The sequence below is a fragment of the Limimaricola variabilis genome (assembly GCF_014195545.1).
Classification (GTDB): domain Bacteria; phylum Pseudomonadota; class Alphaproteobacteria; order Rhodobacterales; family Rhodobacteraceae; genus Limimaricola; species Limimaricola variabilis.
This window is the reverse complement of sequence record NZ_JACIBX010000019.1, coordinates 22,139-40,956: the sequence shown is the minus strand read 5'-3', so window position 1 is coordinate 40,956 and position 18,818 is coordinate 22,139. Positions and strand designations below refer to the sequence as shown.

Annotated in this window: 18 protein-coding genes; 11 read left to right on the top strand and 7 right to left on the bottom strand. The window is 62.8% G+C overall.

Annotated features, from left to right (window positions below; genetic code table 11):
- Positions 1-566: 566 nt before the first annotated feature.
- On the top strand, positions 567-1,253 hold the full coding sequence (locus FHS00_RS16580; RefSeq protein WP_183475210.1) for an exopolysaccharide biosynthesis protein: 687 nt from the start codon (positions 567-569) through the stop codon (positions 1,251-1,253).
- 35 nt (positions 1,254-1,288) lie between these two features.
- Complete coding sequence (locus FHS00_RS16575; RefSeq protein ID WP_183475209.1) at positions 1,289-2,572, top strand: hemolysin family protein; 1,284 nt, start codon at positions 1,289-1,291, stop codon at positions 2,570-2,572.
- A 135-nt stretch (positions 2,573-2,707) separates the two neighbouring features.
- Here FHS00_RS16575 and FHS00_RS16570 read toward each other — a convergent pair whose 3' ends face one another.
- Positions 2,708-3,451 carry a sulfite exporter TauE/SafE family protein gene (locus tag FHS00_RS16570; protein ID WP_183475208.1) on the bottom strand — a complete coding sequence of 248 codons (744 nt, stop codon included), beginning with the start codon at positions 3,449-3,451 and terminating at the stop codon, positions 2,708-2,710.
- 650 nt (positions 3,452-4,101) lie between these two features.
- On the opposite strand from FHS00_RS16570, the gene FHS00_RS16565 reads away from it, so the two are divergent.
- The 5 genes from FHS00_RS16565 to FHS00_RS16545 all read left to right on the top strand — a co-directional run bounded on the left by FHS00_RS16565 (position 4,102) and on the right by FHS00_RS16545 (position 8,533).
- On the top strand, positions 4,102-5,133 hold the full coding sequence (locus FHS00_RS16565) for a TerC/Alx family metal homeostasis membrane protein (RefSeq protein ID WP_183475207.1): 1,032 nt from the start codon (positions 4,102-4,104) through the stop codon (positions 5,131-5,133).
- Positions 5,134-5,457: 324 nt separating this feature from the next.
- Positions 5,458-5,724, top strand: a complete 267-nt coding sequence (locus FHS00_RS16560; RefSeq protein WP_183475206.1) for a hypothetical protein — start codon at positions 5,458-5,460, stop codon at positions 5,722-5,724.
- Positions 5,725-6,348: 624 nt separating this feature from the next.
- Positions 6,349-6,711: a hypothetical protein gene (locus FHS00_RS16555; protein ID WP_183475205.1), complete on the top strand. Its 363-nt coding sequence runs from the start codon at positions 6,349-6,351 to the stop codon at positions 6,709-6,711.
- A 436-nt stretch (positions 6,712-7,147) separates the two neighbouring features.
- On the top strand, positions 7,148-7,693 hold the full coding sequence (locus FHS00_RS16550) for a YaeQ family protein (protein ID WP_183475204.1): 546 nt from the start codon (positions 7,148-7,150) through the stop codon (positions 7,691-7,693).
- A gap of 339 nt (positions 7,694-8,032) precedes the next feature.
- Entirely contained in the window at positions 8,033-8,533 is a 501-nt protein-coding gene (locus tag FHS00_RS16545; RefSeq protein ID WP_183475203.1) for a hypothetical protein, read from the top strand.
- A gap of 213 nt (positions 8,534-8,746) precedes the next feature.
- Here the strand turns inward: FHS00_RS16545 and FHS00_RS16540 are convergent, their stop codons facing one another.
- Both FHS00_RS16540 and FHS00_RS16535 read right to left on the bottom strand, forming a co-directional pair.
- The gene (locus tag FHS00_RS16540; protein WP_183475202.1) at positions 8,747-9,082 is read right to left on the bottom strand and encodes an H-NS histone family protein; all 336 of its coding nucleotides are present in this window, start codon (positions 9,080-9,082) and stop codon (positions 8,747-8,749) included.
- Between the two features lie 403 nt (positions 9,083-9,485).
- Positions 9,486-10,478 carry an aldo/keto reductase gene (locus FHS00_RS16535; protein WP_183475201.1) on the bottom strand — a complete coding sequence of 331 codons (993 nt, stop codon included), beginning with the start codon at positions 10,476-10,478 and terminating at the stop codon, positions 9,486-9,488.
- A gap of 354 nt (positions 10,479-10,832) precedes the next feature.
- Between FHS00_RS16535 and FHS00_RS16530 the strand changes: the two genes are divergently transcribed.
- Entirely contained in the window at positions 10,833-11,360 is a 528-nt protein-coding gene (locus tag FHS00_RS16530) for a hypothetical protein (RefSeq protein ID WP_183475200.1), read from the top strand.
- A 16-nt stretch (positions 11,361-11,376) separates the two neighbouring features.
- On the opposite strand, the gene FHS00_RS16525 is transcribed toward FHS00_RS16530, so the two are convergent.
- The 4 genes from FHS00_RS16525 to FHS00_RS16510 form a co-directional block, all read right to left on the bottom strand.
- Positions 11,377-11,793: a hypothetical protein gene (locus FHS00_RS16525; RefSeq protein WP_183475199.1), complete on the bottom strand. Its 417-nt coding sequence runs from the start codon at positions 11,791-11,793 to the stop codon at positions 11,377-11,379.
- A gap of 231 nt (positions 11,794-12,024) precedes the next feature.
- Positions 12,025-12,795 (bottom strand): 5-oxoprolinase subunit PxpA, encoded by a 771-nt coding sequence (locus FHS00_RS16520; protein ID WP_183475198.1) that lies wholly within the window; start codon positions 12,793-12,795, stop codon positions 12,025-12,027.
- Positions 12,792-13,772 carry a 5-oxoprolinase subunit C family protein gene (locus FHS00_RS16515; protein WP_183475197.1) on the bottom strand — a complete coding sequence of 327 codons (981 nt, stop codon included), beginning with the start codon at positions 13,770-13,772 and terminating at the stop codon, positions 12,792-12,794. The genes FHS00_RS16520 and FHS00_RS16515 overlap by 4 nt, the downstream gene beginning before the upstream one ends.
- An 80-nt stretch (positions 13,773-13,852) precedes the next feature.
- Positions 13,853-14,587 (bottom strand): 5-oxoprolinase subunit B family protein, encoded by a 735-nt coding sequence (locus tag FHS00_RS16510; protein ID WP_183475196.1) that lies wholly within the window; start codon positions 14,585-14,587, stop codon positions 13,853-13,855.
- 166 nt (positions 14,588-14,753) lie between these two features.
- Between FHS00_RS16510 and FHS00_RS16505 the strand changes: the two genes are divergently transcribed.
- The 3 genes from FHS00_RS16505 to FHS00_RS16495 all read left to right on the top strand — a co-directional run bounded on the left by FHS00_RS16505 (position 14,754) and on the right by FHS00_RS16495 (position 18,768).
- Positions 14,754-15,302, top strand: coding sequence for a winged helix DNA-binding protein (locus FHS00_RS16505; RefSeq protein ID WP_246391420.1), 549 nt, complete (start codon positions 14,754-14,756; stop codon positions 15,300-15,302).
- Between the two features lie 110 nt (positions 15,303-15,412).
- Entirely contained in the window at positions 15,413-17,248 is a 1,836-nt protein-coding gene (locus FHS00_RS16500) for an ABC transporter ATP-binding protein (RefSeq protein ID WP_221188891.1), read from the top strand.
- On the top strand, positions 17,245-18,768 hold the full coding sequence (locus FHS00_RS16495; RefSeq protein WP_183475195.1) for an ABC transporter substrate-binding protein: 1,524 nt from the start codon (positions 17,245-17,247) through the stop codon (positions 18,766-18,768). The genes FHS00_RS16500 and FHS00_RS16495 overlap by 4 nt, the downstream gene beginning before the upstream one ends.
- The last annotated feature ends 50 nt before the right edge of the window (positions 18,769-18,818 follow it).

Below are 18,818 nucleotides of genomic sequence, written 5' to 3'. Positions count from 1 at the left end.
CGAGGCGATCGGAAAATTCTTCAGTTGCCAAGAGCGTTCGTTGAAGCGGAGCGCAGCAAGATTCTGTTCCCCGCACTTCCTCCGAAGAGACCTCGCAGGTGCAGCGGAAGCTATGCAAATGCAGCGAAGGTCTGAAAGGTTTGCACAGCCGACCTCGGCCTGCCCGGCGATGCTGCGAGGCACGAGGAAAGACCACTCAAGGACGCCGCGCCGCGGCAAGAACCTTTGGTTGCGAAAGTCCGGTAAGGGCCGGGGCGGCCTGGGCCATAGAGAACTTTGTAGATTAAGCGCCGTCTCATGCAGCAACCGGCGAAAAACTTGAGGCCAGCGACGCAATCCGGAATGTGAAGCCCACGCATGACATGCGGGACATAGACGACCTCATCTTATTATACCAAACGATGAGCAGATTCTTGCTGCAAGCGGCAAGGTAGCTGTTTCAGGACCCCTCACTTTAGAGGGTATTCGATAGAAGTTTCCCTCACGCATGAATCCACCCTGCCGCTCTCCGGCGTTGCAGGGGTGAAATATGCCCTGGAGCCATTCTGTCTCCAGAATTTTCTTGGATGGTCGCCACGGTGGCGGATGCTGGTAGAGAAAGCACTGCTCCGGAGGCCAGCAAGGCGTGGGACAGCGATCCCTTCAATCCGGCACGCAAGCGGCTGTCGGAGGTCCTGCTCCAAATCACTGCCGACGAGTCCCGTTCCGAGATCACGCTGAACGAGCTGATGACGCTGCTGAAGGGGCGGGGACGGGCGGCGCTGATCCTTCTGTTCGCGCTACCGAACGTGCTGCCAGCGCCACCCGGGCTGTCGGCCGTGCTGGGGCTGCCGCTGCTGTACCTGTGTACGCAGATGATGCTTGGGCGAATGCCTTGGCTGCCTGGTTTCATCGGAAATCGGGGCATGCCGTTTCAAGCCTTTGTCACAATAGTCCAACGTGCGGCTCCGATTCTTGCACGCGCCGAGCGGATGCTGCGTCCGCGGGCGGCATGGCTCGTGGCGCCGCGATCGGAACGGCTGCTTGGAGGTCTCGCGCTGATCCTCGCGGTGGTCGTCACGCTGCCGATCCCGCTTGGCAACATGCTTCCGGCCTTTGCGATCTGCCTTCTCGCGCTCGGGGTGCTCGAGCGTGACGGGCTGTGGGCCGGGATCGGCGCGATCGTGGGCGTAGCTGCGCTTCTGCTCTCTGCTGCCGTGGTCTATGCCATGCTCAGGGCGGCTCTGCTCATCCTGCTCGGCGCCTTTGCCTAAGGGCCGGGCAATACTCATGCCCGTCAAGGTTCTCAATGCTTCTCGAAATCTCTCTCGTCCTTGCGCTGATCGTCCTGAACGGGGTTTTGGCGATGTCGGAACTGGCGGTCGTCTCGTCTCGGCCCGCCCGGCTTCAGGCTCGGGCCAGCCGGGGCGACCATGGGGCGCTTGTCGCGCTTCGTCTGGCCGAAGCACCTGGCAGGTTTCTCTCGTCGGTCCAAATCGGCATTACTCTCGTGGGAATTCTGTCCGGCGCGCTGTCCGGAGCTACCCTGGGCTTGCGTCTTGCCAGCGTTCTACCCCAGATCGGCGTGCCCGTGCGGTTCGCCGAAGAGGTCGGCGTGGGTGTCGTGGTGGTGGTCATCACCTATCTCTCGCTGATCGTGGGTGAACTCGTCCCGAAACAGATTGCGTTGTCGGACCCCGAAGGCATCGCCTCCCGTGTCGCCCCGGCCATGCGCCGCCTGGCGCAGGCCGCTTCGCCACTGGTCTGGCTGCTCGACCGGTCGGGAGCCCTCGTGCTTACTCTGCTTGGTCAGTCGGGGCGTCGCAGCGCGAAGGTGAGCGATGAGGAGATCCGCATGCTGATCTCCGAAGCGGAGAGCGCCGGTGTCATCGAGAAGGCCGAAACCGATATGATCGCGGGGGTCATGCGCGTGGCCGACCGTACCGCGCGCGGCCTGATGACGCCCCGGCACGATGTCGAGATTGCCAGAGCGAGCGAGAGCCGGGACGAGCTCCTCGAGCGGTTCCGGGCCTCGGAGCGCTCCCGCATGCCGCTTCGCGATGGCGGTCCAGACGATATCATCGGCATTTTGCACAGCCGCGACCTGCTTTTGGCGCCCGCCGACACTTTCGATCCGGTTGCGATGGCTCGACCCGCTCCGGTCGTCCACGAGTCGCTGCCAGCGACCCAAGTCATCGAACGGTTGAAGGCGGCACCCGCTCACATGCTCCTGGTCTATGACGAGTATGGACACTTCGAGGGGATCGTCACCCCGATGGACATCCTGGGCGCCATTACTGGCAGTTTCGACGAAACCGAGCAGGATGAGCCCAAGGTTGTGGATCGTCAGGACGGATCTCTCCTCGTTGCCGGCTGGATGCCGGCCGACGAGTTCGCGGCCCGTATCGGGCTCGAGATCGAGGACCGACCGTCCTACGAGACCGTCAGCGGACTCGTTCTCGACCGCGCAGGGGAACTGCTCGAGGTTGGGCAGCACATCAATCTTGACGATTGGCGCATCGAGGTCGTCGATCTGGATGGTCGCCGGATCGACAAGCTGCTCGTCTCGAAGCGGGCAGTTCGGCCGGAATGACCGAACAGGTAACCATTCCCGGGGCAACAGGCCTGAGCTTGGCTGTTGGAGGAGGCCTGGATGAACGTCCGCGCAGTTAGCCGCTCTGACAAAGCTCGGATGGCACGGTCGTCTGTCAGGCAACAGTCCCTCGCCTCAACCCAGTGCGGTCAGCAGGCCGCGAATGCCGAGTATGATAATCAGAAGGCCGACGACGATCATCAACGGGCGTCTGGGTGCGTATCGGACCGCCAAGGCCGCGAACGGGGCGGCCGGGAGCCCGCCGACCACCAGCGCCAGCGCTGCCATGCCGAATTCCGATAGGCCGAGATGCCCTGCAAAGGTGACAGTGATCGCCGACGTGACAAAGAATTCCGCTGCATTCGAAGACCCGATCATGTGCCGCGCGGAACCTCCCGAGGCGAGCAGCGTGCTCGACACCACCGGACCCCAGCCGCCGCCTCCGACGGCGTCCACGAAACCCCCGGCGAGGCCGAGCCTCCGAACGCCCTTCGGTGGATGAATGCCCGGCACTGCGCGGAACGCCTTCCACAGAACGACGCCGCCCATGAGCACGAGATAGGCCGATACCACCGGGGCGAGCATGTCGCCGAGGCCGGTGGCCAGTAGGCTCGCCCCGGCTATGCCGCCAAGGGCGCCCGAGATCGCCAAGGGCCGAACCAGCTTCCAGTCGACGTTTCGCGCCAGATGGTGCGAGGTCGCGCTGACGCCGGTGGTGGCAGTTTCGGCCAGATGGACGGCGGCGCTTGCCGCCGCCGGCGTAAAACCAAGCGTCAGCAACAGCGACGTCGAGGTCAGTCCGTAGGCCATACCAAGAGCGCCGTCGATCATCTGGGCCACGAAACCCACAACCACGATCTGCCAGAATGCGTCACCCATGACGAACATCCCGGCGGCAGTTCTGCTCTGTGACTGGTTGAGCCTGCCGTACCTCACGCTCGGATCGGGGTCCACGCATAGCGCCACTGAAGGCTGCAACTCTGCCGGGCTGCCTCGGCTCGTTGGAGCCTCGAAGTGCTTGTCCCTGCCGGCCCCCGGATTGGGTTGCTGGGGCCACAGGGAGGCGGCGGGAAAACCCTGCGAAGGTCGATGCAACCGTTCGCGAAACCGATGATCTCAATCTACGCTCCGCACAGCCCCGGTATGCCGGGCTCCACCCTGTCTCGAATGCCTTTGCCCGATGCGAACCGGAGAAGCAGCCGGTATCGGCATTGAAGACGCGAGTTACATTCTGACCGAATTCCGAAACCTACAAGAGCACAATCGGGATGCCCGGTTGCAGACCCCGCCAAACGACGCAGCGTCACGGTGGCGGGGAGCGGCACATGGCGAGTGCAGCCACGGGGCATGCTGGAATATTTCTTACCGCCTCTTGTAATCGCCTCTTGAGAGGGGGATCTATCACCGTGCGGGCCGGGTCCCTCTGACGTTGGATCTTCCACGTGATGTCGGACCGCATCGGGTGTGCCCGATGGTATTGGGGTCCAAACACCCTCGACCTCGGGTGCGGTCATGCACAAGAGGTCATCGTGGAAATCCTGTTTCTTCTGTTTCTCGGCCAGCCGCTCTGGATGTGGCTGGTCTTCATGGCGCTGGTCGCCGCTCTGTTGATCTTCGATCTGGGTGTGCTGCACAGCGACGATCATGAGATTGGCGTCGCCGAGAGCCTGAAACTTTCGGCCATGTACATCACGCTTGGCCTCTCCTTCGCGGGCTTCATCTGGTGGCAGATGGGCGGCGAGGCGACGGCGCAGTATCTCACCGCCTTCGTGGTCGAGAAGACGCTGGCGATGGACAACATCTTCGTCATCGCGCTGATCTTCGGCTTCTTCGCGATCCCGCGGCAGTACCAGCACCGGGTGCTGTTCTGGGGTATCCTCGGCGTGATTGCCCTGCGCGGGCTGATGATCGGCCTCGGCGCCACCATCGTCGCAGAATACCACTGGGTGCTCTACATCTTCGCCGCCTTCCTGATCGTCACCGGCATCAAGATGCTATTCGTCACGGAGGGTGATCACGACATTTCGGACAACAGGCTGTTGAAGTTCCTCAAGCGCCGCCTGCCGGTGACCGACGAACTGCACAGCCATGCCTTCACCGTGAAGCGCGCCGACCCGGCGACGGGCAAGATGAGGCGCTACGTTACGCCGCTGCTGCTGGCCTTGATGCTGATCGAAGTGGCCGATCTCGTGTTCGCGGTAGACTCGGTGCCGGCGGTGTTCACGATCACCACCGACCCCTATATCGTCTATACTTCGAACATCTTCGCGATCCTCGGCCTGCGAGCGCTCTATTTCGCGCTGGCGGCGGTGCTGCACCGTTTCGCTTACCTGAAATACGCGCTGTCACTGCTGCTGGTGTTCATCGGCTCCAAGGTCTTCGTGGCCGAGGCCTTGGGCTGGGAGAAGTTCCCGCCGGCATGGTCGCTCGGCATCACCTTCGCGATCCTCGGCGCGGGCGTGGCCATCTCGCTGTGGAAGACCGGGCGGGGGCAGGCCCCGGTCCATACGGAACAGCCGGCGGCCCAGACGGTCGCGATACCGGTCGCGCGGGAGAGCTGACCGACCACTGTCCGTTGTCCGCAGGCTGCGCGGCAGGGAGGGCCCGGTACGATGATGCCGGGCCCTTACGTTTCCCCTGTTAGTCCAGACATCGTGGTAGCTACGGACGACCGGAGCGAAGTCCATCGCCCGACCCTGACCTACCAGACCCGGCGCTCGAGATCCGGTTTCGAACGGCGGATCTGACAAAGCTGCGCGCCGAGATCCCGTTGGTCGCGGTGCAACTGAAGAGTGACTTCATTTGGCAATTGCTGACGACGCTCCATGTCGCAATCAAATTGGTCCGACCGAGACCGACACCTCATCAAGCGAGACCGCCCGATCATGCCCACTCTCTTCATCGTTCTCGATATAGCCGCGATCGTCAGCTCGCTTGTGGCCGCGGCGCTTTGGTACCAGGCCGGAGCCCGCACTGTGCGCCGCATCTCGCGCTTTGAGGACCTCGATCATGCCGACCTGAACAGGATGGTGGTTGCGATGAACCGGAGTGCTTTGCTCAACCGCCGAGCCGCGCTGGCTTCCGCGGCCGCGGCGATTTGCATTGCCTTCCGCTTCGCCGCTTCGTTGGCGATGCCATCGGCAATGGCGTAGGAGGCCGCGCGACTATTGCTATGAATAGACTACCTGCATTTGCCCGCCAATCGCGGTCGTCGTCAGCGCTGCACGCGTCGCGCGCAGCCTCTTCGAATTGAATAGCTTGCCGGTCGTGGGCAGAGGATGAGTGAAGGCGACCTCGGGACCCCGGAGTTCGAGCAAGATGCCGCTGGCGATGATCGCGGAGATACTCAGATCGGCGCGCATGAGAGCATCGGCACCGCTTGAGCGCCTGGCAAGGTACCGGTCGATAAGGTCGGATCGATGTTAGGTAGAGATCGAAGGCGACGCTGGGCATATCGCGTCCCGAGAGCAGCTTGGGCGAGTATGTCGGACCAAGCAGCATCCTGAGTCAAGTGCGAAAGGCTGGCGGCCGAACCGGTGATACCTGGCGCTTCCGAACTTTCGCTGGGGGGGGGCGCTGATCAAGTGCGACGCCCGCTTCGCGGATCTGCACGAAGCGGATAGGCATTGGCGCGGCCAGAAGAGAAACGACGATCCCGAGGACCATTGCGAATCTGTTTCACACCAAACTCGCTGCGGTAAGATGCGGGCATCGGCGCATGAGTCGCGTGGGCGGCAGGCTCAACAACTTCGCTGCGCCATCTTTTGGAGCATGAAATGAATCTCCTTCTCGGCGTCGGCTTGTTGGCGGCGGCGGCTCTACTCTTCGGGTGGGCTTATGGCAAGGCGCGCAGGCCAGCCCCTTCAAGCTGGACCCGTAAAGACAGCGCGATGATCTCGATCACTATTGTTTTTGCGACATTGTTCACGATCGGTATCGGCTTCATTGCAACCGGACTTCTGAACATTGGTCCTGAGCTCGTCGATCTGGGCCCCACTGGCGTCGCCGCTGTAGCTTTGGTGGCCGGTGGCAGCCTCTGGCTGACACGTCGCGTTTCGTTCAGCCATGGCGGACTTCGTCCAGACACGAGTAGGCCTCAGGTTCCGGCCAAAGACACAGGACCAGCCAAGGCAGCCTGACTTGCGACTCGGCAGGCATCGTTTGGTGCCTGCCGAGTCGGAAGTTCCGGCGCCAGCATCCTCCGAAGTCAGCCAAACCTTGCTGCCGGGCCCCGGCAGCCTGACGGTTATCGTGCTTTGCGCAGGTCCATTAGGACGGGTTGTCTACGAGGGTGCGCAGCGCCTCGAAGATCGACATCGGATTTCCCATGTTCTGGCCACGGTCTTCGCTGGGCACTTCATCATCGAGGCCTTGAGAAACGGGAAGTGGGTCAGTCAAGAGCGGGCTGATGGCTGCGGCAACGCGTTCGAGCACGGGTTTTAACCAAATTTGAGTACTGATCGTGTGGCTACAGGCAACACTTCTTCGGCCCGATTATTCGTGCGCGCCGTATCTGCTTTCCAAAAGTTACGAGAGGGAGTAGGTGTCCCAATCCTTGAAGAATTGAGGTTGATCATGGCGCCGAATGCCACCATTTACAAAGCTGAGCTCTCAATATCCGATATGGATCGTCACTATTATGAGACTCATAAGCTGACCATTGCCAAGCATCCATCGGAGACGGAAGAGCGGTTGATGATACGCATTTTCGCCTTTGCGCTAAATGCGCATGAGTGCCTGGAAATGACGAAAGGGATTTCGACGGATGACGAGCCTGACATTTGGCAGAAAAGCCTGAGTGGAGAGCTTGATGTGTGGGTTGCCTTGGGGCTTCCAAGCGAGAAGGTGATGCGTCAATCTTGTGGCAAAGCCTCAAAGGTAATCGTCTATCCCTACGGTGGCAGGGCTGCGGAGATGTGGTGGGACAAGGTTAAAAACAGCACCGCCCGTTTCGACAACCTTCAGGTGGTAGGCCTTCCCAAGACCGAAACCGATGCGCTTGCAAAGCTGGCAAGCCGTGCGATGAAGCTTCAGGTTAACATTCAGGACGGCGAAGTGATGGTAAGTGTTGGTGATAGCATCGTTTACGTTAATCCCGCAGAGTGGAAGGGTGCCGCGTAATTAACCTTTTCTTTCCGAAGAAATTGACTCGACTTGCCCGGCGAGGCTCAACTGACGCAGATGTGGTTGCCAATGTCCTAAACTGGCCACTCGCGCCGCCGCACCAATCCTACTGGTCAACGCCAGGTTTGGTCTTAGGGGAATGTGCCTTATGGTGGCTGTACCCGCGAGATTGAAAGTAGAAGAGAAATAGGAAGTCTTTGCCAACGCTTGAGCATAGGCGTAGAGTCTACAGCACTACCGCCATCGCGCGGTGATATTTGATGGCGATAGCGTGAACCTTAATAGGAAGGCGCTCCCATGAAACTCTCGTCAAGGACTGCGACTGTGCTAATCTGCATGCTGATTGCCTCCTCTGGCATCGCGCAGACAGATGATGCTTCTCCCGAGGACCTCATGCAGCGGCTTAATGGCGTTGCACCCGCTGCCGTACTCGAAAATGCAACGCTCCTGAACGTTTCCGCAGAGGGCGAGATGACGACGCTCCGCGAAGGCAGCAACGGCTGGACGTGCATGTATCCCGGCACTGACCCGATGTGCGCCGATGAGGCCGCTATGTCGTTCCTGCAAGCATGGATGAATAAGGAGGACCCGCCGCAAACGCTTGGCTTCGTCTATATGCTTCTCGGTGACGAGGGAGCCAGCAATATTGATCCATATGCCGAGGGCGAGACCGGGGACAACGAGTGGATAGCCGCCGGTCCACACGTGATGATCGTTGGCTCGGAGGCGAAACCGATGCTCGACGCTTATCCGCAGAAAGTTCCGAGCGGCGCTAACGAGCCGTGGGTTATGTGGCCTGGAACGCCCTACGCCCATCTGATGATCCCGATGGAGTGATGGTCGAAGGCGAAAATTGGAAATTGCGGAGTGGCTTCTGTGGGGGCCACTCCGCGTTTGGGTGAGGCCCGATAAAAATGGAGTGATCCTCGGGTCTGCAATTCGAGCATTGAATGCAATGGCTTGGAATAAAGAGTGTAGGCTTTAGTCGCTCCTGGCGCTGGCCTCCGATAGATACCAAGAGGTCAGATAAGGCTCTTGGCTGACCGATGATTAGGCAGCTCGATCGATTCTGAATTCTTCGATATCGATGCCGTTTTCAGTCGCTTCGACAACCCACTGCGGTCGCCGACCACGTCCACTCCAGCTCTGATCGGGATTTTGCGGGTTGCGATACTTCGGCGGCAGTCCAGTCTTAGTCTTCTTGCTGGCCTTCTGGCCGCTGGTCAACTCGCCGAGGCTAAAGCCCAGCTCCGCAGCCGCCTTTTCCGCAGCGGCGAGTGCCTCTCGACGCTTGCGCTCATGGAAATCTTCCACCGCCTTATTGACCACCTTTTGCAGCTTCTTCAGCTCGTCGAGGTCCATCTTGTCGAGGTCATAATTAGCCATTCTTGGCCTCCTTCTGTGAGTGGCCAGCGACCAAGACTGAGCCCGCTCGGGCTCATCCGCCTTGGTCGCCAGTTCATTTTATCACATTCCGCGCGGGCGCGTGGAAGGCGTTCCTATCAATCCCATTCCCGACATCAAGCGTTCCTTGCCGCAGTGGGTATTTTCTCGAAGATTGTGACCTCTATGAATGACTTTGGCCTCATTCGAGGAAGTGGTGATAGAGAACCCTTAGCTGCCGTTTGGCTGAGCTTTGCGTGGGAAGCAATCTCCAGTTGAGCGCGTCTTGGGTGTTAATCGAGATCCTTTGACCTCGTGCATATGGGGAGAGCCCGTCGACGAACGGCTGCATCAACTCTGCAAGCGCAAATGGGGCTCTTGGTAGCCGAAGGGTGCCTTGAGCCCTTCAGGGCCCTGATGGAACCGGAGCGGCCTCGTGTAGCAGACCTTTCGATTTCAGCGAAATCCAAAGTTCATCCGGGATTGGCGTCGTGAACCATTCGAGGTTCTGCTGGAGTTCGCCTTTGTCCCGTGGGCCCGGAATCACCGACGTGACGAGATCATTCCCAAGTGGGAATTGCAGGGCGGCCGCTGCCAGAGGCACTCCGAATGCATCAGCCACATCCGCAAGTGCGCGGGCCTTGTCGACGACCTCGGCCGGGGCTTTCGCGTAGTTCCAGGTCTCGCGGCCCACAAGGATGCCGGAGTTGAAGGGGCCACCGCAGATGATCGTGGTGCCGGCGCTCCGGCAAGCCGGGAAGAGCGTATCGAGCGGTGACTGCTCCAGAAGCGTGTATCGGCCCGCAAGGAGAAATACGTCCCAGTCACCGATCCCAAGGGCGTCCATGCAAACCTGGTTCTCGTTGACCCCCAAGCCGATCGCCTTGACGTGGCCGGATCTGCGCAGCTCGTCCATGGCACGATAACCGCCTGCGGCCAAGTCCCCGAAATGGCGCGCGTTATCGTCGCCATGTGTGAGGACGCCGATGTCATGCGCCAGCAAGAAATCGATGCGGTCGAGCCCCAGGCGCTGGAGGTTGTCTTCGAAGGCTCGCATGATCCCGTCATAGCCGTAGTCGTAGACGACGTGGAACGGCAGCGGATCGATCATGCCGTAGTCCGCGGGATTCTCGACCCCGCCGGGCTTCAGAAGCCGACCGACCTTGTCCGACAAGACGTAGTCCGTACCGCGCAGCATGTCGCCCATGACGCGTTCCGACCGGCCGAAGCCATACCACGGCGCCGTGTCGTAATACCGAAGCCCTGCCTCTTGGGCGGCTCGGATCAGTTCGGCCGCCTGGGCATAGTCCAGATCGACGAAGTTTCCGCCAAGCGGCGCGCCGCCAAGCCCAAGTGTGTCGATCATCAAGCCCGTTCGTCCGACCTGCCGCTGTTCCATGGCATTGCTCCTGGTTTCTGTGCGTTATCATGGGGTAGCCCAAGGCTACGTCCAGGCTGCCAGCAGCTCCGGACACCTGTACCGAGAAAAATTCAGAACTCTACTTCGTGATTCTTTGGACTGGCCAATCTTCATTGTGAAGCAACGAAGAGCACCCCCGAGAAACGAGGCGGAGGACCTTGAAGCTGCCGTGATGGTGCAACGTAAACCAAAACGGAGAGATTCATGCATTCGAGGGGGCACTTCGTTGTATAAGCCCAATCCTCTTAAGGCAGACCGGCAGCATTCCAATGCCGCAATACTTCGCTAAAGCCAGTCCCCCCAAAGCCAGGCGCGAACGACAGGTGGTTCTATATGACCGACTACACCAATGATCTGATGTTCCTCGATTTCGAAGCAAGTTCGCTTACGCCCGACAGCTGGCCGGTCGAGATTGGCCTATCCTGGCTCGCAGATGATGGAACGATCGAGAGCCATGCGCGGCTGATCCGGCGACATCCGACATGGTCGATGGACGCGTGGTCGGAGGACAGCGCAGCGGTTCACGCAATCCCAGACGCAATGCTCCAGAAGGGTCTCGAAGCCTCAGAGGCGGTCGAGTGGTTTCGTGCAACAGCACGGGGGCGGAGGATATGCTCAGATGCGCCCCGGTTCGAGACCATGTGGCTCCGCCGGCTGCTGGAGACGTCGTGCGATCCACTCACCGTAGACAGCGAACTGGCGAGAGTGGGTGACATCCGCACCATTCTGGAGCCAATGCTTCCTTCGCAAGCATTGGACGCCTTCCATGAACGCCTGGCTCGGCTGCGGGTGCCACATAGGGCGGGGCCCGACAGCGCCCGCTACGCCTCGGCACTGCTTGCTGCGTTCAAGCGTCGCTGAGTTCGGGCAGGAGTCCTTAGGTGAAGGCGCCACTTTGCCATGCATCGGCTTCGCCAAGAACCTTGTCGGCCTCCCCCGTAGCAAGCAGTTCGTGGAGCCGACGGTTAGTGCCGTCGTGCGTTTTGCTCATGAGCAGCCGATAGGCTTCGAGGAACTGTCCATTCAGCCGTGCGATTATCTGGTCCAGGCAGGGCAAGATCATGCCATTTGGCCCGGTCTGGAAGGCAGGATAGCGGGTCTCGCCAAGCAGGTTGAGGGCGAGCACACGATGCTGTCGCCGGAGACCTTTGATCTCAGCGGGAGATACGCCGAGTCGCTGCGCCATTTGCTCTTCTGTGAGCATTTCGGGATCGGCGAGCATCTCACCCGGCCAAGCTCGACCCCGCTCCTTGGCGCTTTCGAGAGCTTCGGACAGCTTACGTTTCTCTGTCATTGTTACCGCTCCTCGCAGTGAGCCGCTGAGGAGCCCCGGCTCAAAATCTGACACATGATGTAGTGCTCACCTGCGGCCCCCAGCAGCAATCTCTTCGCCGACCATGTGGCCGGATTGCTCCTCATTGTCATGACCGCGTCGAGAGCCTCGCTCTGGGGGCTCGACGCCACCTTTTGGGGCATCGTCGTATGCCTTTGCGCGGCGGCGGTCACGCGATGGGCACGGCTGGGCTCAGCCCGCCATGGCTTCGGGCAAAGTGACCGGCGCATGGCCCCAATCGGCAAGTGCCGCGCGCAGCGCACGGGCGGTGCTGAGCGCCTCTGCGCCGTCGCCATGCACGCAGATCGAATGGAACGGCGTCGGCAGTACCGAGCCCTCGCGGGTGACGATGCCGCCCGCCTCGATCATGCGCTTCACATGCGCGAGCGCTTCGCCTTTCCCATGGAGAACCGATCCGGGGCGGCTGCGCGGGGTCAGGCTGCCGTCAGCCTCGTAGGTCCGGTCGGCGAAAATCTCGAGCGCGACGCGCAGGCCCGCCGCATCGCCCGCGGCCGCGAGTTGGGACAGGGCGGGGGCAAGCAGGATCAGACCCGGATCGGTCTCGGCCACGGCGCGGGCGATGGTATCGGCCATGGCGCGATCGACGCAGGCCTGGTTGTTCATCGCGCCATGCGGTTTGACGTGGGTTATCGGATGGCCGAGGGCATGAGCCATGCCCGTCACCGCCGATATCTGGTAAACCACCGATAGGCGCAGCTCCTCGCTCGAGAGCGCCATGGCGCGTCGACCGAAGCCTTGCAGGTCGGCATGCCCGGGATGCGCGCCGATGCTCGCACCGGTCTCCTTTGCGCGCGCAATGGCGCGTGCGATCACCACCGGATCTCCGCCGTGAAAGCCGCAGGCGATATTGGCTGCGCCGACCACGCCGAGCAGCTCCTCGTCGTTGCCGATGACATAGGGGCCGAAGCTTTCGCCGAGATCGGCGTTGAGGTTGATCTTCACGGGCGGTCCTCCGGCTCGGCGTGATGCGGGAAATGATCGGGGCGGAGCGCGTCGACCGCGCCGCCCACAAGGTTGACCTGCCACAATGCGCGCAGATCGATCCGTCCGGCATTGGCGGGGATGACAGCTTCTGCGATCCGGTCGAGCTCGGCACGCCGCGCGCGTGCGGCGGTCTCGGCCTCCTCGATGCTCACGGCGGTAAAGCGCAGCCTGTCGCCGGGCGCGAGCCGGGCGAGGCGCGACAGATCGGCGCCGATCACCGTGGCGATCTTGGGATAGCCGCCGGTGGTCTGGGCATCGGCAAGAAGCACGATGGGCTGGCCGCTGCCAGGCACCTGGATCGCGCCGGGCGCAATGCCGTCCGAGACGATGTCGGCACCCCGCTCGGAATGGGTGAGCCGCGGTCCTTCGAGACGCATGCCCATGCGGTCGGTCTCGACGCTGACGCCGTAATCGGCGCCGAAGAAGGTCTCGTGCGCGGCGTCGGTGAACCACTCGGTCTGCGGACCGGGAACGGCGCGCAGCGGGCCTGTTTCGGCCCGGGGGGGTGCGGCGAAAGTCAGGTCGCCCGGGTCCCTCGCCGAGCCTTGGATGGGGAGAACGTCGCCGTCTTCCAATCTTCGACCGATGGGGCCGAGACCGGCGCGTGGCAGGGTGGAGCGGCTGCGCAGCGACATGGGCAGGTCGATCTCGCCGCCGATCCCGATCAATGCCACAGGACAGCCCGCGTCGAGCGTCAGGGCGACGGTCTCGCCCGGATGCAAGGTGAAGGCGGTCCAAGCGTTCACATGGCGCGGGTTGTCACCAGACACCTGTCCGCTCAGCCCGGGCCCGAGCGCGAGCCGCGTCGACCCGTCCTCGGCCCGCAGTTTCGGCGCCACGAGGGCAACTTCGATCGCAGCGGCATCGGAGGCGTTGCCCAGAAGCCGGTTCAGCAAGTAGAGCGCGTCGCCATCGAGCGCGCCTGCAGCCGGCACGCCGATCCCGCGTCCGCCCCGAAAGCCGGTGTCTTGCAGAAGGCTGCGCGCTCCGGCGCGGAGGAGGAGGAGACGGGCGTTCATCGGGCCGTCTCGGCGAAGCTGGCAGGATCGATGGTGCCCCGCGCCAGCGCGGCCTCGATCCGGCCGAACTCCTTCATCGACACCGGGTCGAAGCGGACGCGATCGCCGGCCTCGAGCAGGGCCGGGGCAGCGCGCTCTGTCTCGAAAAGCGGCACCGGGCAGCGCCCGACGATGTGCCAGCCGCCGGGGCTCTCGAACGGGTAGATCACCGTCAATCCGTTGGCGATGGCAACGGAGCCTTGCGGCACCCGGGTGCGGGGGCTGGTGCGGCGCGGCACCGAGAAGCCCTCGGGAAGTTCGCCCATGAAGGGCAGGCCGGGCAGGAAGCCGATCGCGTAGACCTGGTGCTCGTTTGCGGCATGGCGGGTCACGATTTCCTCACGCGTCAGCTCGAGCCGGGCAGCCAGATCATCGAGATCCTCACCTTCGTAACAGCAGGGCAGCCGCCATAGGCGACCGCCCTCGCGGGCCTCGGGCGCAGTGTCCTCGAGCGCGACGCGGACCCGCGCGACGAGATCGGCCTGACGGCCTTGGAGCGGATCGTAATGCAGGGTGATCGAGCAGAAGGCGCGCGACAGCTCCAGCGCACCGGGCAATTCGCCGCTCTCGAGCATCGCGGCCAGCCGCGCCTGCGCCGCACCGACGCGCGCCGCGGCCTCCGGGCCCACGCGGGTCGCGAGCTCGAAAGTGACGGCCCGGTCGGCCAGGGGGCGGGCGGCGATCAGCTCCATCTCGGATCTCCGGATCAGCAGGGTTACCGGGACGCTAGAGCGGTCCCCCGCAGATATCAACAATATGTCGATAAAATGCCGACAAAGATTGCGACGATAATCGATAGATTGATTGTTAAGCGCCCGCGTTGCAGCCTGACGGAGACAGCGAAAGGACGTGACGGACATGAGCGGACGGATGAAAAGAGGCGCAGATGCGCAGGATAGGAAGACACCCAAGATCGTGTCGTCGGAGCATCTCGCCCAAGATGAGGGCTGGGAGCTTTCGGAGTACGAATACGGGCTGATCGTGGCGCATAACGCCTTCACGCGCTGGATGGCGCGCTGCCTCGCCGCGGTGGTCGGCCACTCCAATTTCAGCGCACTCGACGTGCTGGTGCTGCACAACGTCAATCATCGCGGGCGCCCGAAGCGCCTGTCTGACATATGCTTCGTGCTCAATATCGAGGATCAGCACACCGTGACTTACGCGCTGAAGAAGCTGGTGGCCGAGGGGCTGGTCGAGGGCGAGCGCCGCGGCAAGGAGCGCTACTACGCCACCACCGAACACGGAGCCGAAATCTGCCAGAAATATCGGCAATTGCGGGAAATCTGCCTACTAGACACGCTTCACTCCATGGACTCCGATAGCGAGGAATTGCGCCGTTTGGCGACAGTTCTTCGTGGAATGTCAGGACTTTACGATCAAGCAGCACGATCTGTCGCCTCGGTCTGAGCGCAGGACGCTGAAAAAATATCGGTAAATCGCCAAGAACTTGTTTACAACTAACGCTGGCCGCGACTAGCGTTACGTAACTGCCGTGAAAGGGCCGGAGGAAATCCGATTTGCATGACACGACCGCTCCGATCCTAACCGTCGAGAATCTGTCGATCTCCTTTGGCGACACTCAGGCCGTGCGCGGCTTGAGCTTCGAAGTTCCACGCGGCGGCACGCTTGCCATCGTCGGCGAAAGCGGCTCGGGCAAGTCGGTCACCTCCATGGCGGCGATGGGGCTGTTGAAGTTCACCGGCGGTCGCGTCACCTCGGGCCGCATCCAGCTGCACGGCAAGGGGGGCGAGACCGAGATCACCGGTGCCTCGGAGGCCGATCTGCGCCGCATCCGCGGCAACCGGATCTCGATGATCTTTCAGGAGCCGATGACCTCGCTCGACCCGGTCTTCACGATCGGCAGCCAGATCGGCGAGGCGCTCAAGTTGCACCGGGGCCTGCGCGGACGGGCGGCGCGCGACGAGGCGGCGCGGCTTCTGGAACTGGTGCGGCTGCCCAATGCCCGCGCCCAACTCGACCGCTACCCGCACCAGCTTTCGGGGGGCATGCGGCAACGGGTGATGATCGCGATGGCGGTGTCCTGCCGCCCCGACCTGCTGATCGCCGACGAGCCGACCACCGCGCTCGACGTCACGATCCAGGCGCAGATCCTGCAGATCATCCGCGATATGCAGTCCGAGTTCGGCACCTCGGTGATCTTCATCAGCCACGATATGGGCGTGGTCTCGGAGATGGCCGACGAGATCGTGGTGATGCGCCATGGCGAGATGGTCGAGACGGGCCGCGCCGAGGAAGTGATCCTGCGGCCCAAGGCCGACTACACCCGCGCGCTGATGGCCGCGGTGCCGAAGATCGGTGCAATGCAGGGCCAAGAAAGCCCGCGCAAGTTCGACCTGCCCGGGCAGGCCGCCGAAGAGACCGGCGCGCATCCGAACCCGGAGCGGACCGAGCCGCTGGTCCGGTTCGACAAGGTGACGACGCGCTACGATCTGACATCGGGCTTCTTCGGCCGGATCAGCCACCGCGTCCACGCTGCTGAGGAGGTCAGCTTCGAGATTCACCCGGGCGAGACGCTGGCGCTGGTGGGCGAGAGCGGCTCTGGCAAGTCGACCGTCGGCAAGACGCTGCAGCAGCTCGTCACCCCGGTCTCGGGTCGCATTCTCTATCGCGGCACCGACATCCTGTCGCTCGATCCGGCTGAGCGGCAACGCTTCAAGCGCGAGATCCAGTACATCTTCCAAGACCCCTACGGCTCGCTCAACCCGCGCAAGACGGTGAAGCAGAGCCTGACCGAGCCGATGGCCACTCATGGGCTCCTGAAGAACGCTGATGCGCAGGTGGCCGATCTGCTGACCTCGGTGGGGCTCAAGCCCGAGCACGCCGGGCGCTACCCGCACGAGTTCTCCGGCGGCCAGCGCCAGCGCATCGCCATCGCCCGCGCGCTCTCGGTCGATCCGGGGCTGATCATCGCCGACGAGGCGGTCTCGGCGCTCGACGTCAGCGTCCAGGCGCAGGTGATCAACCTGATGATGGACATCCAGGCCCGGCGCGGACTGGCCTATCTCTTCATCAGCCACGACATGGCCGTGGTTGAGCGGGTCAGCCACCGCGTCGCGGTGATGTATCTGGGCGAGATCGTCGAGATGGGTACCCGTCGCCAAGTCTTCGAGACGCCGCAACACCCCTATACGAAGCGCCTGCTGCGCGCCGTTCCGGTGATGGACCCGACCCGTCCGCCGGAACGCGTCACGCTGACGGGCGACATCCCCAGCCCGGTCAGACCGGTCGGCGATCCGCGGCGCAGCCATGGTTTCGTCGAGGTCGCGCCGGGTCACCTGCTGGCCGACAATCATCAAGACTTCGAAAAATACAGGGAAGGTATCGCATCATGACGGATCTGAAATCGCGCCTGCTGATCGCGGCGCTGGCCGCCACCACCGCGCTTACGGCGGCCCCCGCGCTCGCCGAGGGCACGCTCACCGTGGCGCAGCGCCAGGATCCGGCCAACTGGGACCCGGTCGACACCTTCCTTGTCGCCTGGGGCTCGGTCGCTTCGAACATCTATGACGGCCTCGTGCGCCGCGACGAGAACCTCGATCTGCAGCCCGGCCTCGCCGAAAGCTGGGAAGTGCTCGACGAGGGCATGCGCATCCGCTTCCAGCTGCGCGAGGGCGTGCAGTTCCACAATGGCGAGCCCTTCAACGCCGAGGCGGTGAAATACACCTTCGACCGGCTTCTGGGCGAGGTCGGCGGCGCCGGTCCGCAGCAGTCGAACTACACCACGATCGACCGCGTCGAGGTCGTCGACGCGACCACCGTCGATTTCCACATGGCCCAGCCCGACCCGGTGATCCTGACCAAGCTGTCGGGCTACGGCGCGATGATCGTGCCCCCGCAATACATCGAGGAAAACGGCCAGGAGCATTTCGACATGAACCCGGTCGGCACCGGCCCGTTCAAGTTCGTCAGCTACGAGCAGGGCGCGCGGATCGAGCTGAAGGCCAACGCCGATTATTTCGAGGGCGCGCCGGAGCTTGACGGGCTGGTGTTCCGCTTCATCCGCGAGGATGCGACGCGTCTGGCCGAGCTGCAATCGGGCGGTGTCGACCTTGTCTCCGATGTCGCCTTCTCGGCTGTGCCGACCATCGAGGCCGCGGACAATGCCGGGATCGTCGCGGTCGCCGGGCCTTCCATCTACTCGCTGGCGCTTCGGACCAAGGACGCCGTGACCGAGGACGTGCGGGTGCGCCGCGCGCTCAACATGGCGATCGACAAGCAGGCGCTGATCGACGCCTTCCTGGCCGGGCGCGGCAGCCCGATCGCCAGCCTGCAGGGCGAGCTGTCCTTCGGCCATGATCCCGAGCTCGAGGGCTATCCCTTCGACCCGCAGCAGGCGATGGCGCTGCTCGAAGAGGCCGGCGTCGCGCCGGGCACCGAGATGACCATCGACTATCGGGCCGGCAACTCGACCTTCAACGAGGTGGCACAGGCGCTGACCGGCTTCTTCGCCGCGGTGGGTCTGAATGTCGGTCTGAACCCGATCGAGGACGGCGTCTTCCTCAACGAGATCGTGCCGCAGGGCCGGACCAACGAGATGTACCAGTTCAGCTGGGGCGGCTGGACCTTCGACTTCGACAACACCGCCTATCTGACCTACCACGAAGGCGAGAAGTGGAACCCCTACGGCACCTCCGACGAGATGAACGCGCTTCTCGACGAGCAGCGCCAGTCGCCCGATCAGAAGCTGCGCGAGGAGATCCTGCAGAAGGTGGCCCAGCTCGCGCATGAAGAGGCCTACCACATTCCGCTCTACAACGAGGAGACGGTCTACGCGGTGGCCGACCGGGTCGAGGGCTTCGTGCCCGCCCCCGACAAGCGCCTGCGCCTCACCGATGTGAGCGTCGCCGAGTAAGACCATGCAGCCGGCGCGGGGGATCGCCCCCGCGCCGGGACTTCCCCTCC

Bases quoted from the DNA above. Each gene is read 5' to 3' on its own strand.
- FHS00_RS16570 (WP_183475208.1), bottom strand. From the start codon at position 3,451: ATGGGTGACGCATTCTGGCAGATCGTGGTTGTGGGTTTCGTGGCCCAG.
- FHS00_RS16535 (WP_183475201.1), bottom strand. From the start codon at position 10,478: ATGGAACAGCGGCAGGTCGGACGAACGGGCTTGATGATCGACACACTT.
- FHS00_RS16545 (WP_183475203.1), top strand. From the start codon at position 8,033: ATGCTGATTGCCTCCTCTGGCATCGCGCAGACAGATGATGCTTCTCCC.
- FHS00_RS16530 (WP_183475200.1), top strand. From the start codon at position 10,833: ATGACCGACTACACCAATGATCTGATGTTCCTCGATTTCGAAGCAAGT.
- FHS00_RS16555 (WP_183475205.1), top strand. From the start codon at position 6,349: ATGAATCTCCTTCTCGGCGTCGGCTTGTTGGCGGCGGCGGCTCTACTC.
- FHS00_RS16505 (WP_246391420.1), top strand. From the start codon at position 14,754: ATGAGCGGACGGATGAAAAGAGGCGCAGATGCGCAGGATAGGAAGACA.
- FHS00_RS16580 (WP_183475210.1), top strand. From the start codon at position 567: ATGGTCGCCACGGTGGCGGATGCTGGTAGAGAAAGCACTGCTCCGGAG.
- FHS00_RS16525 (WP_183475199.1), bottom strand. From the start codon at position 11,793: ATGACAGAGAAACGTAAGCTGTCCGAAGCTCTCGAAAGCGCCAAGGAG.
- FHS00_RS16575 (WP_183475209.1), top strand. From the start codon at position 1,289: ATGCTTCTCGAAATCTCTCTCGTCCTTGCGCTGATCGTCCTGAACGGG.
- FHS00_RS16560 (WP_183475206.1), top strand. From the start codon at position 5,458: ATGCCCACTCTCTTCATCGTTCTCGATATAGCCGCGATCGTCAGCTCG.
- FHS00_RS16510 (WP_183475196.1), bottom strand. From the start codon at position 14,587: ATGGAGCTGATCGCCGCCCGCCCCCTGGCCGACCGGGCCGTCACTTTC.
- FHS00_RS16550 (WP_183475204.1), top strand. From the start codon at position 7,148: ATGGCGCCGAATGCCACCATTTACAAAGCTGAGCTCTCAATATCCGAT.
- FHS00_RS16540 (WP_183475202.1), bottom strand. From the start codon at position 9,082: ATGGCTAATTATGACCTCGACAAGATGGACCTCGACGAGCTGAAGAAG.
- FHS00_RS16495 (WP_183475195.1), top strand. From the start codon at position 17,245: ATGACGGATCTGAAATCGCGCCTGCTGATCGCGGCGCTGGCCGCCACC.